The 12,899-nt window shown below is 61.7% G+C and carries 12 protein-coding genes; 4 read left to right on the top strand and 8 right to left on the bottom strand.

From position 1 onward, the window contains the following. Positions 1 to 155 precede the first annotated feature (155 nt). From uvrB to ATY79_RS21655, 4 genes are all read right to left on the bottom strand, one after another. The gene (gene uvrB / locus ATY79_RS21665) at positions 156 to 3,083 is read right to left on the bottom strand and encodes an excinuclease ABC subunit UvrB (protein ID WP_088704839.1); all 2,928 of its coding nucleotides are present in this window, start codon (positions 3,081 to 3,083) and stop codon (positions 156 to 158) included. A 161-nt stretch (positions 3,084 to 3,244) separates the two neighbouring features. Then, positions 3,245 to 4,183, bottom strand: coding sequence for a hypothetical protein (locus ATY79_RS21660; protein ID WP_245312426.1), 939 nt, complete (start codon positions 4,181 to 4,183; stop codon positions 3,245 to 3,247). Next, positions 4,074 to 4,556, bottom strand: coding sequence for a hypothetical protein (locus ATY79_RS31700; RefSeq protein ID WP_245312425.1), 483 nt, complete (start codon positions 4,554 to 4,556; stop codon positions 4,074 to 4,076). The genes ATY79_RS21660 and ATY79_RS31700 overlap by 110 nt, the downstream gene beginning before the upstream one ends. A gap of 464 nt (positions 4,557 to 5,020) precedes the next feature. Beyond that, positions 5,021 to 5,419, bottom strand: a complete 399-nt coding sequence (locus ATY79_RS21655; protein ID WP_088694475.1) for a VOC family protein — start codon at positions 5,417 to 5,419, stop codon at positions 5,021 to 5,023. Positions 5,420 to 6,052: 633 nt separating this feature from the next. Between ATY79_RS21655 and ATY79_RS31000 the strand changes: the two genes are divergently transcribed. Next, on the top strand, positions 6,053 to 6,286 hold the full coding sequence (locus ATY79_RS31000) for a hypothetical protein (RefSeq protein ID WP_189638054.1): 234 nt from the start codon (positions 6,053 to 6,055) through the stop codon (positions 6,284 to 6,286). Positions 6,287 to 6,669: 383 nt separating this feature from the next. On the opposite strand, the gene ATY79_RS30995 is transcribed toward ATY79_RS31000, so the two are convergent. Beyond that, positions 6,670 to 6,822, bottom strand: a complete 153-nt coding sequence (locus ATY79_RS30995) for a hypothetical protein (protein ID WP_189638053.1) — start codon at positions 6,820 to 6,822, stop codon at positions 6,670 to 6,672. 268 nt (positions 6,823 to 7,090) lie between these two features. Here ATY79_RS30995 and ATY79_RS21645 point away from each other — a divergent pair, with 268 nt between their 5' ends. Beyond that, the gene (locus ATY79_RS21645) at positions 7,091 to 7,444 is read left to right on the top strand and encodes a DMT family protein (protein ID WP_088704838.1); all 354 of its coding nucleotides are present in this window, start codon (positions 7,091 to 7,093) and stop codon (positions 7,442 to 7,444) included. Between the two features lie 27 nt (positions 7,445 to 7,471). Here the strand turns inward: ATY79_RS21645 and ATY79_RS21640 are convergent, their stop codons facing one another. The 3 genes from ATY79_RS21640 to ATY79_RS21625 all read right to left on the bottom strand — a co-directional run bounded on the left by ATY79_RS21640 (position 7,472) and on the right by ATY79_RS21625 (position 8,842). Beyond that, positions 7,472 to 7,804 carry a metalloregulator ArsR/SmtB family transcription factor gene (locus ATY79_RS21640; RefSeq protein ID WP_189637237.1) on the bottom strand — a complete coding sequence of 111 codons (333 nt, stop codon included), beginning with the start codon at positions 7,802 to 7,804 and terminating at the stop codon, positions 7,472 to 7,474. Continuing rightward, positions 7,797 to 8,243, bottom strand: coding sequence for an SRPBCC family protein (locus ATY79_RS21635; protein WP_088694355.1), 447 nt, complete (start codon positions 8,241 to 8,243; stop codon positions 7,797 to 7,799). Before ATY79_RS21635 ends, ATY79_RS21640 begins: the two co-directional genes overlap by 8 nt. Before the next feature lie 212 nt (positions 8,244 to 8,455). Then, entirely contained in the window at positions 8,456 to 8,842 is a 387-nt protein-coding gene (locus ATY79_RS21625) for an acyl-CoA thioesterase (RefSeq protein WP_028744706.1), read from the bottom strand. A 318-nt stretch (positions 8,843 to 9,160) separates the two neighbouring features. Between ATY79_RS21625 and ATY79_RS21620 the strand changes: the two genes are divergently transcribed. Together ATY79_RS21620 and ATY79_RS21615 are read left to right on the top strand one after the other, a co-directional pair. Continuing rightward, entirely contained in the window at positions 9,161 to 10,978 is a 1,818-nt protein-coding gene (locus tag ATY79_RS21620; RefSeq protein ID WP_088704836.1) for a methyl-accepting chemotaxis protein, read from the top strand. Positions 10,979 to 11,195: 217 nt separating this feature from the next. Next, positions 11,196 to 12,857 carry an alpha/beta-hydrolase family protein gene (locus ATY79_RS21615; RefSeq protein ID WP_088704835.1) on the top strand — a complete coding sequence of 554 codons (1,662 nt, stop codon included), beginning with the start codon at positions 11,196 to 11,198 and terminating at the stop codon, positions 12,855 to 12,857. Positions 12,858 to 12,899: the final 42 nt, after the last annotated feature.

Raw genomic sequence — 12,899 nt, 5'->3', positions numbered from 1 at the left:
CGCTACCCTTCCGTCATGCTGGGCTGACCCGGCATCCAGCAGCGCCGCGTCTGTGGGCGCAAGAGAGTCTTTCGCTCTCAAGGACTTGAGTGCGCTGGACCCCGGATCAAGTCCGGGATGACGGGCAGGCGGATGACCCGCAGGCATGAGGGCGCTCACCGGCCCGGCCGCCCTGTTTTGCCCTTGGTGCGGCCCTTGCGCTTCTGCTCGGCCGGATCCTCGTAGCTCCCGACGCCCGTCTTGCCGCGCACCAGCGGGCGGACGTCGTCGTGGTCCGGTTGGCCTTCCAGCAGCGGTGAGAAGCGCTTCGTGCTCTTGGCGGCGTCAGGCTTGTCAGGGAGGTGGCCGGTGACCGGTTTCTCGGTGCGGCCGACGGTCATTTCGTCGAGCGTGTTGCGGCGGAAGAGGCTCGTTCCCCGGGTCGAGTCCGAGGAGGCGGGGTCGGCGACGTCGCGGCCCATCGCCTCAAGCGCGGGCTTGCGGAAGAGCGGCGTTGCGGTGTCGGTGCCCGGGCCCATGTCGTCGAGGCCGGGCTTGGCGAAGAGGGATGCCCCGCCTGCGGCCGGCTTGCCGCCCTTGCGGCCGCCGCCTTCCTGCGAGCGGGCTTCTTCCCGCGCCATCGGGTCGTCCATGACGGCGAGTTCGGCGGCCTTGAGGCGCTTGATCTCGTCGCGCAAGCGCGCGGCCTTCTCGAAGTCGAGGTCGGCGGCGGCGTCGCGCATCTGCTTTTCCAGCGCGTTGAGATGCGCCTGCAGGTTAGCGCCGACAAGGTTTCCGCCGTCGGCGAAGCCCTTGCCCGAGGCGCCCGAGATGTCGGCGCGGACGTGGTCGCGTTCGTAGACGCTATCGAGGATGTCGGAGATCTTCGCCTTGACGCTTTCCGGCGTGATGCCGTGTTCCTCGTTGTAGGCGACCTGCTTTTCACGGCGGCGGGCGGTCTCGTCCATGGCGCGCTGCATCGAGCCGGTGATGTTGTCCGCATAGAGGATGACCTTGCCGTCGACGTTACGCGCGGCGCGGCCGATCGTCTGGATCAGCGAGGTTTCGGAGCGCAGGAAGCCTTCCTTGTCGGCATCGAGGATGGCGACGAAGCCGCATTCGGGAATGTCGAGGCCTTCGCGCAGAAGGTTGATGCCGACGAGGACGTCGAAGGCGCCGAGGCGGAGATCGCGGATGATCTCGATGCGCTCGAGCGTGTCGATGTCGGAGTGCATGTAGCGGACGCGCACACCCTGTTCATGCAGGTATTCCGTCAGGTCCTCGGCCATGCGCTTCGTGAGCACGGTGCAGAGGGTGCGGTAGCCCTTGGCCGCCGTCTCGCGGATCTCGCCGAGCACGTCGTCGACCTGACTGCGGGCGGAGCGGACCTCGACCGGCGGGTCGATCAGGCCGGTCGGGCGGATCACCTGTTCGGCGAAGACGCCGCCTGACTGTTCCATCTCCCAGCCGCCCGGGGTGGCCGAGACGGCGATCGTGTCGGGGCGCATGGCGTCCCATTCCTCGAAGCGCAGCGGCCGGTTGTCCATGCAGGAGGGCAGGCGGAAGCCGTATTCGGCGAGCGTCGCCTTGCGGCGGAAGTCACCCCGGTACATGCCGCCGATCTGCGGGATGGTGACGTGGCTTTCGTCGATGAAGACGATGGCGTTGTCGGGGACGTATTCGAAGAGCGTCGGCGGCGGGTCGCCGGGGTCGCGGCCGGTCAGATAGCGCGAATAGTTCTCGATGCCCTGGCAGGAGCCGGTGGCTTCGAGCATTTCCAGATCGTAGCGGGTGCGCTGCTCCAGGCGCTGAGCCTCCAGCAGGCGGCCGGCCTTTTCCAGTTCGACGAGGCGGTGCTTCAACTCTTCCTTGATCGACTTGATGGCGGCGTTCAGCGTCGGGCGCGGGGTGACGTAGTGCGAGTTGGCGTAGATCTTCACCGATTTCAGGTCGCCGGTCTTGGCGCCGGTCAGCGGGTCGAATTCGGTGATGGCGTCGATCTCGTCGCCGAACATGGAGATGCGCCAGGCGGCATCCTCCAAGTGGGCCGGGAAGATTTCGATAGTGTCGCCACGGACGCGGAAGGAGCCGCGCTGAAAATCCATGTCGCGGCGCTTGTATTGCTGGGCGACGAGGTCGGCGAGCAACTGGCGCTGCTCGAGGCGGTCGCCGACATTCATCTGGAAGGTCATGGCGGTATAGGTCTCGACCGAGCCGATACCGTAGATGCAGGAGACGGAGGCGACGATGATGCAGTCGTCACGCTCGAGCAGCGAGCGCGTTGCCGAGTGGCGCATGCGGTCGATCTGCTCGTTGATCGAGGATTCCTTCTCGATATAGGTGTCGGAGCGCGGGACGTAGGCTTCCGGCTGGTAGTAATCGTAGTAGGAGACGAAATACTCGACCGCGTTGTCGGGGAAGAAGTTTTTGAACTCCGAATAGAGCTGGGCGGCGAGCGTCTTGTTCGGCGCCAGGATCAGGGCCGGGCGCTGCGTTTCCTCGATCACCTTGGCCATGGTGAAGGTCTTGCCGGAGCCGGTGACGCCGAGGAGGACCTGCGAGCGGTCGCCATTGTCCAGGCCCTCGACGAGGTCCTTGATGGCGGTCGGCTGGTCGCCGGCGGGCTGGTATTCGCTGTTCATGCGGATCTCGATGCCGCCTTCGGACTTGTCCGGCCGGGCAGGGCGGTGCGGCGTCCAGATCTTGCCGTTCTTGTGCAGCGGGTTGCCGCTCTCGATCAGCTTGGCGAGCGCGTCGACTGTGGCGGTGACGGCGGTGCCGGCCTGCAGCGAGGCGGCTTCCTCCAGCGTCGTATCCATGCCCGCGACCGGGTTGAGGCCGGCGGCGGCGCGGGTCTTCGGGTCGGTCGAGCCGCCCATGGACGTGCCTCTTGCCGACTTCGAGGCGGCGATCTCTACCTTCTTGCGGTGCTTTCCGGCCTTCGAGGCGATCTGGCGCTGCGTCTCGACGCTTGACGCCTCGGCATCGGCCTCCAGCTGCTTCACCCAGTCGGCGACCGAGCCGGACAGGGGAGCGCCAAAGGACGACTGCGGAGCTTCCTCGAAGCCATTCGGGGCGGTGGATTTCTTCGGAGTTTTGGCCATGGCCGGAATATGGCGAGAGTCATTGGGAAAGTGAAGAGGCAAACAGTACAAAAGGGAAACAGACTTTGCCGATTTCGCCGCGCTCGGCCTCGGTCTCGCTCTCGCAGCCTGACCCGCCGGGCACAGGGGTCAGCGGTGTTCGTACCGTGAGATCGGCGTACCTAGAGGCTGCGGAAGAAAGCCAGCGACGGCATGAAGTAGTATTCGCCGCCCTTCATGGTCACTGCCTGAGGCGGTGCCGTCGTGGTGGTCACCGTTGATCCGCCCCATTGGACCGGACAGTGGATATCGGGGCGGGGGGTCGGGCTCTGGCCGATCACCAGGTCGAGACCGGGGCTACCTGCACCTGCCGGCAGCCGGGGAAAGCCCGGATTGTTCGCCCATGCCCCCTGCGCGAACTCGAACTGCTGCGCGATGTCGGCATTGAAGGCCATGAACAGCAGGCCGACATCCTTGCTCGGCTTGTTGTCGATCCGGCCGTCATTGGGCTGATCGGTGCGCACGCCGTAGGTCTGGCCGCGCCGCGCCATGATGTGCAGGCGCTCGTCATTCACCGGTTCGAAGCCGCCAGAGCCGCGCGGGTTGACCTTGCGGATATGGCCGAAGAATGGACACTTGGCGCCGTTCGGATCGCTATTGTAGTTGAAGTCGTTGGGAACGGGATGGTGGTTGCCGTCAGCGAACTGGGCTGTCAACGGCGTGCCGTCCTCGAAGCGACCGACCAGCATGGCGCCAGCCCGTTCGGCGTCGTCGCCCTTCAGTTTCAGCCGCTTCGCCAGTGCCTTCTCCTGCTTCTTGAGTAGCGTGACGTTCTGCTCGAGCTTGCGGAACACGAAGTCGCTGCCGAAATGCTTCGCCGGATCGGGCGCCGCGGTGTCTGGGACGATGACGCGGTTCAGCCCGAAGGCCGGGTCCAAGTTGCCGGTGCCGTCGGCGGTCAGCCGCTCGTCGTCTATTTCCTCGGTGAGAAACAGCGGCTGGCTGCGGCCGTCAACATAGCCGAAGTGCTCGATGCCGTCGCCGTTCTTGTTGTGCAGGCCGTGGCCGTTTTCCTCGCCGAGGATCTGAACGCCGTGGGCGGCCTGGATCAGATGATGCACGGCCGCAAGCCTTGTTGCGCGGCCCGGACATCTGGTCGCCGACCAGGATGACGGCGTGGAAATGCGGATCCCAGCTCGCCGGGGCTGGGTCGTTCAGCGCGGCGTTCTTCATGCCCGCGAGGAACAGGCCGTCCTGCGGGATCTTCGGGTCGGGGATCTGCAGAGCCGCGTAACCGTCGCGCGTGATGCCGACGCCGATATAGGGAGTGCCCTTCGTGCCGGCGGCCTTGAACGCCTTGACCTCCATCAGGTGAGCCCGGGCGGATTTCAGCAGCGTGCGGCCGCCGGCCGGATCGGTGAATTTCAGGAACAGGATGGTCAGGAATTCGCGCGTGTGTTCCTTGACTATGTTCGGCTGGAGTTCGTCGAGCATCACGGCTGCGTCTCCTGCCGCGCTCTCTCAAGAGAGCGGCTGAGTAAGATCAAAAGACATGGCTTCTCCTCCACAGGGGCTTGCCGGCCTAGGATGTCAATGCGCATGGCGGAAACTGTTCAGACCGACGATTGATCTACTGTCGTCGTGCAACGTGTTTCAGGTCTTGATTCATCGATTTTTCGCAAGCGGTATCATCGCCGCCAGATGTCTGACGGGCACATTGCCGGTATAGCTGTGATCTATTGTGCTTGCTGTGTGGGGCTGCATATGCAACTTTTAATACTTATCTTATAGTTAACCGTTCACCGCAATAGCTATTTAGAAGCAGATGCTTGGCGGAAATTCCGTGCCAGACTGGGGGGCGTTCGCACTATATTGAACGCGATGGTTGCAACCGTGTGCGCCCACTGGACGGATTGCCGATTGGGGGCGACGACGGCAAATGGGATGGTACAGGGGTATTATTGTGGACGTTCGAGACGCAGTGCCGGCTGAAAGAGTTCAACGAAATTTCCGGACGGGTCTATCAGCAGGATCTGCGATCCGCCCGGTCCCGTGACGATGTCATTGCGGAATTGGACGCCGGCGGTGCGCAGGCGTGCCGCTTCCGCAGGCAGGTCGTCGACGATGAGATGTATACGATTCCAACCGCCGGATCGGGGCTGTGCGCCGTCCGGCATCGGTCGTGCCGCCGAACTCGTCGGTCCGCTGAGCAACAGTCGCAGCGCTCCGCGCCGCACATCTGCGAAAGCGGGGGCGTAGTTTGACAGAACTGAAAAGCCCAGATGAGTCGTGTACCATGTGATGGCTGCCTCGACATCATCGACCATGTAACGGACATTGACGGTCGTTTCCGACATTTCCTCCTCCCATCGCTGAGCAGGCGCGTCCTGCCTGAAGGCGTCGCCGTTGTACGTCACCGTCCATTTTATCACTTGAAAAGTGTCGCGGAATGGAAAAATGGAAATCATTCCGCCGAGGGCAGCATGCTGGAGGCGCTGCAACGGCCAAAAAGCTTTGGTGTTATGCCAGCCGTCGGCGGCGAACACCTCGATTGATCGCCGCAGCCTCAAGGGCCGAATGATTGAAACAGCGGTCGCCCGGTCCGTTGTTGTCCTTCCGGATCGCCGGGATGCGGGGCGGCTTGCGGGCCGCCGCCAGCGGTTGTTAATGGTATTTGTTGTCGAGCACCGGAACCCTGAGGCAGGGCGAGCCTCAAACGATGACCGGCATCAGGAAGCGAACGAATTCGGATTCTTTCGTGGCTCCGTTCATTTCGATCAACGGAAATGTCCTCTCGCAGATTGTATTGCCCTGGTTGCCGCCAAGTAGCGTTACTGCAGTGTTCGTCCAGGAGACCACGAAGCCAACATGGCCGTTGCCGGTAGCCCAACTTGGATCAGCGAAGGGTGCATAGCGGCGAACCGCAATGGCGCCTGGTTTCGGCCCCTTCAACACAAGGAATTGATTCTTCTTGTTCCGGAAGAAGGATCGTGCACCGGCGCGCGATGGTCATCCAGTCCTGCGTTGCCGACGCCGCCGACGACGCCACACTGAGGGTCGCACCGATCAGTGGTGCGGGCGGCGCATTCGGCCTGATCGTGCCTGGCTTCCATCCCTCGATGATCTGGATGAATCTCGCGATCTTGCGGAAGTCGTCCATCTTCAGGCCGGCAAGGACCACCGTCAGCGCAATGCCTGTATTGTCGTGGATGAACTGCGCGTAGTCTTCGGACTCATTCTCGTGCGGGGGCGCATAGCGGAAGATAGCGTCCTTGAGTGTCCTGGATGTAGGAAGTCGTTTGGAGCAGGGCGATGACCGCCGCCTTTCCCGTGTCCTCGTCTGGAGAAATCGCAAAACTGCCGTCGTCGCCAATGGCGCCGCAATTGATGGAAAAATCGCCCTTGCGGATATTGCCCGGGTTGCAGTTGCGCCAGGAGCGGGAGCCGCCTTCGCGGATTTCGTCGCGGCCATCCGCGTCGGTATAGAGGATCGTTTTTGGTGCGGTCGCGCGGGCGTGGACGAACGGTCCATGCGCGCCGGCGGGTGGGTGGGGCAGGGCTGTCCATGTTGGCGACGGGCGGCGTGCTCGGTAGAGTTTCGCTAAGGCTAGCTCCGTCCGAGGAAGATAATGCGAGGTCGCAGGTGACAGGTATAGGTACCGCCGGCATCGACGATCGAGCCGATCTTCATTTTCGCTTGCGCCAGAGCCGCGAGTACTCCGGTCAAACTGGTTTTGCCTATATCTGTGATTGTGTCCATGGCGCGTCCCCTCCGGCAGACGACTGGTAAAGGCGATCCGGACCGGCGACGCGGGGCGGTGTTGCGGCAATTCCTTCCGCTGCAGCGTATCGGACTGTCGGTCTGCGGATTCACACTAATCAACATCAACCACTGATTGTGTTTCGAGGGGCTTGCGAGTGCTGCCGCCGCCTGTGTGCTGCCTTGAGGCGGCAAGTCGGCGCTGCCCCTTGCAGAGTGAAAATTTGGCGATACATGCTGCCGCCAGTTTCAACTTCGGGAATCACACATGCCCTTTGTTTTCAACCCAACCGCCGTCTGGCCGGTTGTCATGCTTTTCGCGTCCAACATCTTCATGACCTTCGCCTGGTATGGCCATCTTAAGCACAAGGGCGCGGCGCTGTTTATCGCCATCGTCGTCAGCTGGGCGATCGCCTTCTTCGAATACTGCCTTGCTGTGCCGGCTAACCGGATCGGTTCGGCAGTCTATTCGACGGCACAGCTGAAGACGATGCAGGAAGTGATCACGCTGCTCGTGTTCTCGGGCTTTTCGGTATTCTGGTTGGGCGAGAGCCTGACGTGGAACCATGCCATTGGTTTCGCCCTGATTGCGATCGGCGCATCGTTCATTTTTCGCGGCTAGACCTGGCCGCTAGCTGGCGCGATGTGCCTATCGTTCCACGAAGGCGCGCAGGCGCTCGAGTGCGTCGTCCCATTGTCGTGAGACACCGTCGAGATAAGCACGCATCTCGCCGATGCGATCTGGTTGGAAAGCGTAATGGCTTTCCCGCCCGACCTTGGTGGAGCGGACGAGGCCGGCCTGTTCCAGCACATGCAGGTGTTTCGTCACCGCTTGCCTAGTGAGCACAGTGCCGACCGAAAGCCCTGCAATCGAGCGTTCGCGCCCATCGCTGAGGGTCGTCAGCAGCGACAGCCGCGTTGGGTCTCCGAGGGCGGCGAACAGGATTGCCGCGTTCTCGCGGTGGGGTTCGACGTTATCGATCGACGTATTCCTTGATGTTTTTCATCTGTTCGGCCCAGCCGCCGTCGTTCATGCGGAAGGCTTCCTCCCGGCGGTGCGGCGGGACCTTGTCGAAGCCCGATTCCGTAACCGTCAGGCGTGAACCCAACGGCGTCGGTTCGAGGCGGAATTCGACGAGTGTCGGCGGCTCACCGGAATAGTCCACATCAGGATCGATGGCGTAGGGATGCCAGGCGAAGGAAAAGAGCTCAGGCTCCTCCATGCGCTTGACGGTCGCCTGCCAGCGAATGTGCTCGTAGCCGGGATAGGTGATGTGGCCTGTCGAATTTTCGCCCGGCACGAAGGGGCCGTCCAGTTGGACGCGGAACCATTCGCCGAACTCACGGTGATCGGTGATGGCCTTCCAGACGCGTTCGACCGGAGCATTCAGTTCGATGATCTTTTCGATGCGATCAGACATATCAGCAACCTCCTGGTTGCCTTTTTATCGCATGACGGCAGCGAAATAGCAACCAAAAAGTTGCGTGTTCTTGGCCGAGGACATCGTAGATGCGGAAAATGAAGCTGACCTGGTAGACCAGTCAGCCGCCGCGCCAGGCTAAGCGAGATCACCATCCCCATCACCACCTTGATGTGGAGAAAGACCTCGGGCGAAGCGACCGCCTCCATCGCCTACTCGGCGGGGACCGGCTTCGGCTTTCCGCTCTCGTCGAGCGCGACCATGATGAAGGTCGCCGCCGTCACCTGTTCCATGTTGTTGTAGCGGGCGCGCGTCGCCCATGCCTCGACCGAGAGCGTGATCGAGGTGCGACCGACAGCCACGATCGTTGTGTAGACCGAGAGCGTATCGCCGATCTTCACGGGAAGGGCGAAGGCCATCTCCTTGACGGCAGCGGTGACAACGCGGCCCTTGGCACGCTCGGAAGCCATGATGCCCGAGGCAAGGTCCATCTGCGCCATGACCCAACCACCAAAAATGTCGCCTGCCGGATTGGCGTCGGCAGGCATCGCCACGGTGCGAAGAGTCAGCGCGCCGTTCGGCTTGGCGTTGTCGGTCATGGAGGGCTCCTGTTCGGGAAAGGGATAACGATTCCGGAAGGACCGTAGCGCAGATGGCTCGGAAGCGAAACGCGGTGCCGTCGAGAGACGGTCGGTTCGTCGCTGGATCTGCTACTATGGTTCTACGAGAAGTTACCTAGCGCGGTTTGTATCGGCTTTCCCTTATCGATAAAAATCAATGCCTTGCATAGAAAATTGGGCCGATGGCAAGAATGCTCACCCTACGGTAATTAAGTGGATTCTAATTTAAATTCACGATCCGGTAAGGCCCACATAGCAGTATTTCATTATGATCAAATTCTGAACTGCCGGGGCTCAATGCGTAACGTCAAGATTTCCACCCGCCTCTATTCTCTCGTGGGGCTGGCGCTGACCATTCTGGTACTCGCCATCACATTCTTCCTCAACTATTCACACTCCAAGCTGGAGAGCGAACGCAAGCAAGGTCTTGCACAAATGGATGCGACCGCGATCGCCATCTTCCAAAAATACTACAAGCTGGAACAGTCCGGCGCCGTGACCCGGGAGCAGGCGCAGACCGCTGCGAAGGACGTGATCTCGGCCATGCGCTACGGTGGCAACGGCTATTTCTGGATCAACGACATGCATCCGACGATGATCATGCATCCGATCAAGCCGGAGCTGAACGGAACGGACCTGTCCCAAAACAAGGATCCGACCGGTAAGTTCATCTTCGTCGAGTTCGCCAATACCGTGAAGAAGAGTGGCGAAGGCTTCGTCGATTATTACTGGCCGAAGCCGGGTGCGGCCGATCCGGTGCTCAAATATTCTCATGTGGTCGGCTTCGAGCCCTGGGGCTGGGTGGTTGGCACCGGTGTCTATGCCGATGATCTTGCAGCGCTCTATCGCCAGAACGCGATCTGGGCTGCCGGTGCCTGCATCATCGGGGCGATCATCATCATCGGCGTTGCCTTTGGTATCGTTCGTAGCGTGACGTCGCCGATCGCCCGGCTAAAGGGCGCGATGAACGCGATTGCCGAGGAACGCGACGCCGCCGATATCGTCGATCACGATCGGCGCGACGAGATCGGCGCAATGGCGAAATCTCTCCTTGTGTTGCGGGATTCCGTCCGCGAGCGGGTGCTGATGCGCGAGCGCGAGAGTCAGCACCAGTTGCAGATCGAGGAGGAGCGTCGCGGCAACGAGGCAAACTGGCGCTCGGCAGCGGATCGCCAGACCTTTGCCATCCAGTCGCTCGGTGCCGGACTTGAGAAACTGGCTGCCGGCGACCTGACCGTGTCCATCGGCGATCTCGGTGCGGACTATGCCAAGCTGCGCTCCGACTTCAACTCGGCCGTCGATGCGCTGAACGGCGTTATCCAAGCGATCGCGGAATCGACGCGCGTCGTCAACGGCAGCGCCGGCGATATCAGCGAGGCCACGAACAATCTGTCGAAGCGCACCGAGCAACAGGCGGCTGCGCTGGAAGAGACGGCGGCGGCACTCGACGAGATCACCGCGACCGTGCGGACCGCCTCGGAACGTGCAGCGGAAGCCCGCGAGATGGTGGCGGAAACCAAGACCAGCGCCGGCAAGTCGGGCGACATCGTCCGCAATGCGGTCACGGCGATGAACAGGATTGAGGATTCATCGAACCGTATCAGCCAGATCATCGGCGTTATCGATGAGATTGCCTTCCAGACGAACTTGCTCGCGCTCAATGCCGGCGTCGAAGCCGCACGTGCAGGCGAGGCGGGACGCGGTTTCGCCGTCGTCGCACAGGAAGTGCGCGAGCTTGCGCAGCGGTCCGCCAATGCCGCGAAGGAGATCAAGGTGTTGATCAGCACCTCGGCAAGCGAAGTCGGCAACGGCGTGATGCTGGTGCGCTCCACTGGTGATGCGCTGCTCGAAATCGAGGAGCTGGTCAATCGCGTCAACAACCATGTCGTCTCGATCGCCACGGCGGCGCGCGAACAGGCCACGGGCCTCAACGAGATCAACACCTCGGTCAACCACATGGACCAGATGACGCAGCAGAATGCCGCGATGGTAGAGGAAACGACGGCTGCTAGCCAGACACTGGCCGAGGAAAGCCGACAGTTGAGCACCTTGCTTGCCAATTTCAAGCTGCGCGCGAGTGGCAACAGCACGAGGCGGATGTCCCGCGCCGCCTGAACGGCGGATTGGCAACAAAGCGGAGGCTCCCGGTAGTGATCGGGAGCTTTTTTGTATGGAGCCTACCTGTTCGTGCGTCCCTTGAGTTTGCGCTTTCAGATAGTAAGGTGCATGGCGTCCCGTAGCGGATCGCCTGCCGACTTTGATGGTGACGTGAGCGAGGCGGGGCGCAGGTGCAGCCGGTTGATATCGGTGTCAGAAGCGTGAGAGGGAGCGCATGAAACGTTTGCTGCTGCGCCTATTCGTGTCGCTTTCGACGCCGGGGCTGGCGCTTGGCTTCATCTTCTTTGCCGCGTCGCTGACTCCGAGCCTCATGCCACGATCCTTCTTCGTTCAAGGTGCACTGTCCGGCATCGCCGCCGCCGTCGGGTATCTGTTCGGGGTAACCTTTACCTGGCTGTGGAAATACCTGGAACTGCCGATGTCGGCCGGGCGAAGACTGCCCGGCAACCTGATCGTTTGCGGACTTGGTGTTGTGTTGTCCGTCCTCGTCCTGTGGCGCACGGCCGGCTGGCAGAATTCGATCCGCGACTTGTGGCACATGGAGCGCGTCGACACGGCTGAGCCCTTCAGCGTCGCCTTCGTCGCGATCGTTACTTTCTTCATTGCCGTTCTGGCCGGTAGGCTGTTCCGGTTGACGTGTCTGTTCCTGTCGGAATGGCTATCGCGCTTCGTGCCGCGCCGCGTCTCTCAGGTGATCGGGGGTATTCTTGCGATCGCGCTTTTCTGGTCTGTGGTGGATGGCGTCCTGCTGCGCGCGGCGTTGCATCTGGCCGATAGTTCGTTCCAGAGGGTCGATGCGCTTCTGGAAGATGGCGTCCCCAAGCCAAGCGATCCGGCCAAGACCGGAAGCGCCGCCTCGCTTGTCACTTGGGAGGGACTTGGGCGTCAGGGCCGCAATTTCATCGGATCAGGGCCGACAGCTGCGCAGATCGCTGATTTCTGGAAGACGCCGGCGCGCGAGCCGCTGCGAACCTATGTCGGCCTGAATAACGCGGAAACGATCGAAGAGCGGGCAAAGCTCGCGCTCGATGAGATGAAGCGCCAAGGCGCGTTTGAACGTTCGCTCCTGGTCATCATCGCCCCGACGGGAACCGGCTGGATCGATCCGGAGGCAATGGACACGCTCGAATATCTGCATCACGGCGATGTGGCGAGCGTCGGGCTTCAGTATTCCTATCTGACCAGTTGGTTGTCGCTGCTGGTCGAGCCGGAATACGGTTCTGCTTCCGCCAAGGCATTGTTTCGGGAAGTGTACGGCTACTGGACGACGTTGCCAGGGGACAAGCGACCGAAGCTCTACCTGCACGGCCTCAGCCTCGGAGCGCTGAATTCCCAAGTCTCGGCCGATATTTTCGACATCGTTGCGGATCCATTCCAGGGGGCGTTGTGGAGTGGGCCGCCTTTTGAAAGCAGGATGTGGCGAGACGTGACGGCGGCGCGCAATCCCGAATCGCCTGCATGGTTGCCGCGGTTCCGCGACGGATCTCTCATTCGGTTCACAAACCAGACGAACCAGCTGGATATTCCCGGCGCAAAGTGGGGGCCCATTCGCATCGTCTATCTGCAATATGCCAGCGATGCCGTGACGTTCTTCGATCCCTATTCTTTCTATCGCGAACCGGCATGGATGCGGCGTCCGCGTGGGCCGGACGTTTCGCCGAGCCTGCGTTGGTTTCCCGCGCTGACAATGCTGCAATTGCTGGTCGATCTGGCGATCGCAACGAGTTCTCCGATGGGGTACGGCCACGTCTATGCGCCGCAGCACTATATCGATGGCTGGGTTGCCGTGACGGACGCGAAGATCGATGGAGAGAAGCTCGATGCGCTGAAGCGGCTGTTCGAGACCCGGTCGGTGCAGGCAGGCGCAGGCGACTAGTTATCCACAGTCTGCGTCCCAAACCGGGAAACGCTGTGCATT

Origin of the sequence: Rhizobium sp. R693, from assembly GCF_002211315.1 — a bacterium.
GTDB lineage: Bacteria > Pseudomonadota > Alphaproteobacteria > Rhizobiales > Rhizobiaceae > Rhizobium.
The sequence above is the reverse complement of the archived record's forward strand: the minus strand, read 5'-3'. Positions and strand labels throughout refer to the sequence as shown.

What these genes read in the sequence shown, in the direction of transcription:
- ATY79_RS21620 (WP_088704836.1), top strand. Translation starts at nt 9,161, where the DNA reads ATGCGTAACGTCAAGATTTCCACCCGCCTCTATTCTCTCGTGGGGCTG.
- ATY79_RS21615 (WP_088704835.1), top strand. Translation starts at nt 11,196, where the DNA reads ATGAAACGTTTGCTGCTGCGCCTATTCGTGTCGCTTTCGACGCCGGGG.
- ATY79_RS21645 (WP_088704838.1), top strand. Translation starts at nt 7,091, where the DNA reads ATGCCCTTTGTTTTCAACCCAACCGCCGTCTGGCCGGTTGTCATGCTT.
- ATY79_RS21655 (WP_088694475.1), bottom strand. Translation starts at nt 5,419, where the DNA reads ATGTCGGAAACGACCGTCAATGTCCGTTACATGGTCGATGATGTCGAG.
- ATY79_RS31700 (WP_245312425.1), bottom strand. Translation starts at nt 4,556, where the DNA reads ATGCTCGACGAACTCCAGCCGAACATAGTCAAGGAACACACGCGCGAA.
- ATY79_RS30995 (WP_189638053.1), bottom strand. Translation starts at nt 6,822, where the DNA reads ATGGACACAATCACAGATATAGGCAAAACCAGTTTGACCGGAGTACTC.
- ATY79_RS21625 (WP_028744706.1), bottom strand. Translation starts at nt 8,842, where the DNA reads ATGACCGACAACGCCAAGCCGAACGGCGCGCTGACTCTTCGCACCGTG.
- ATY79_RS21635 (WP_088694355.1), bottom strand. Translation starts at nt 8,243, where the DNA reads ATGTCTGATCGCATCGAAAAGATCATCGAACTGAATGCTCCGGTCGAA.
- uvrB (WP_088704839.1), bottom strand. Translation starts at nt 3,083, where the DNA reads ATGGCCAAAACTCCGAAGAAATCCACCGCCCCGAATGGCTTCGAGGAA.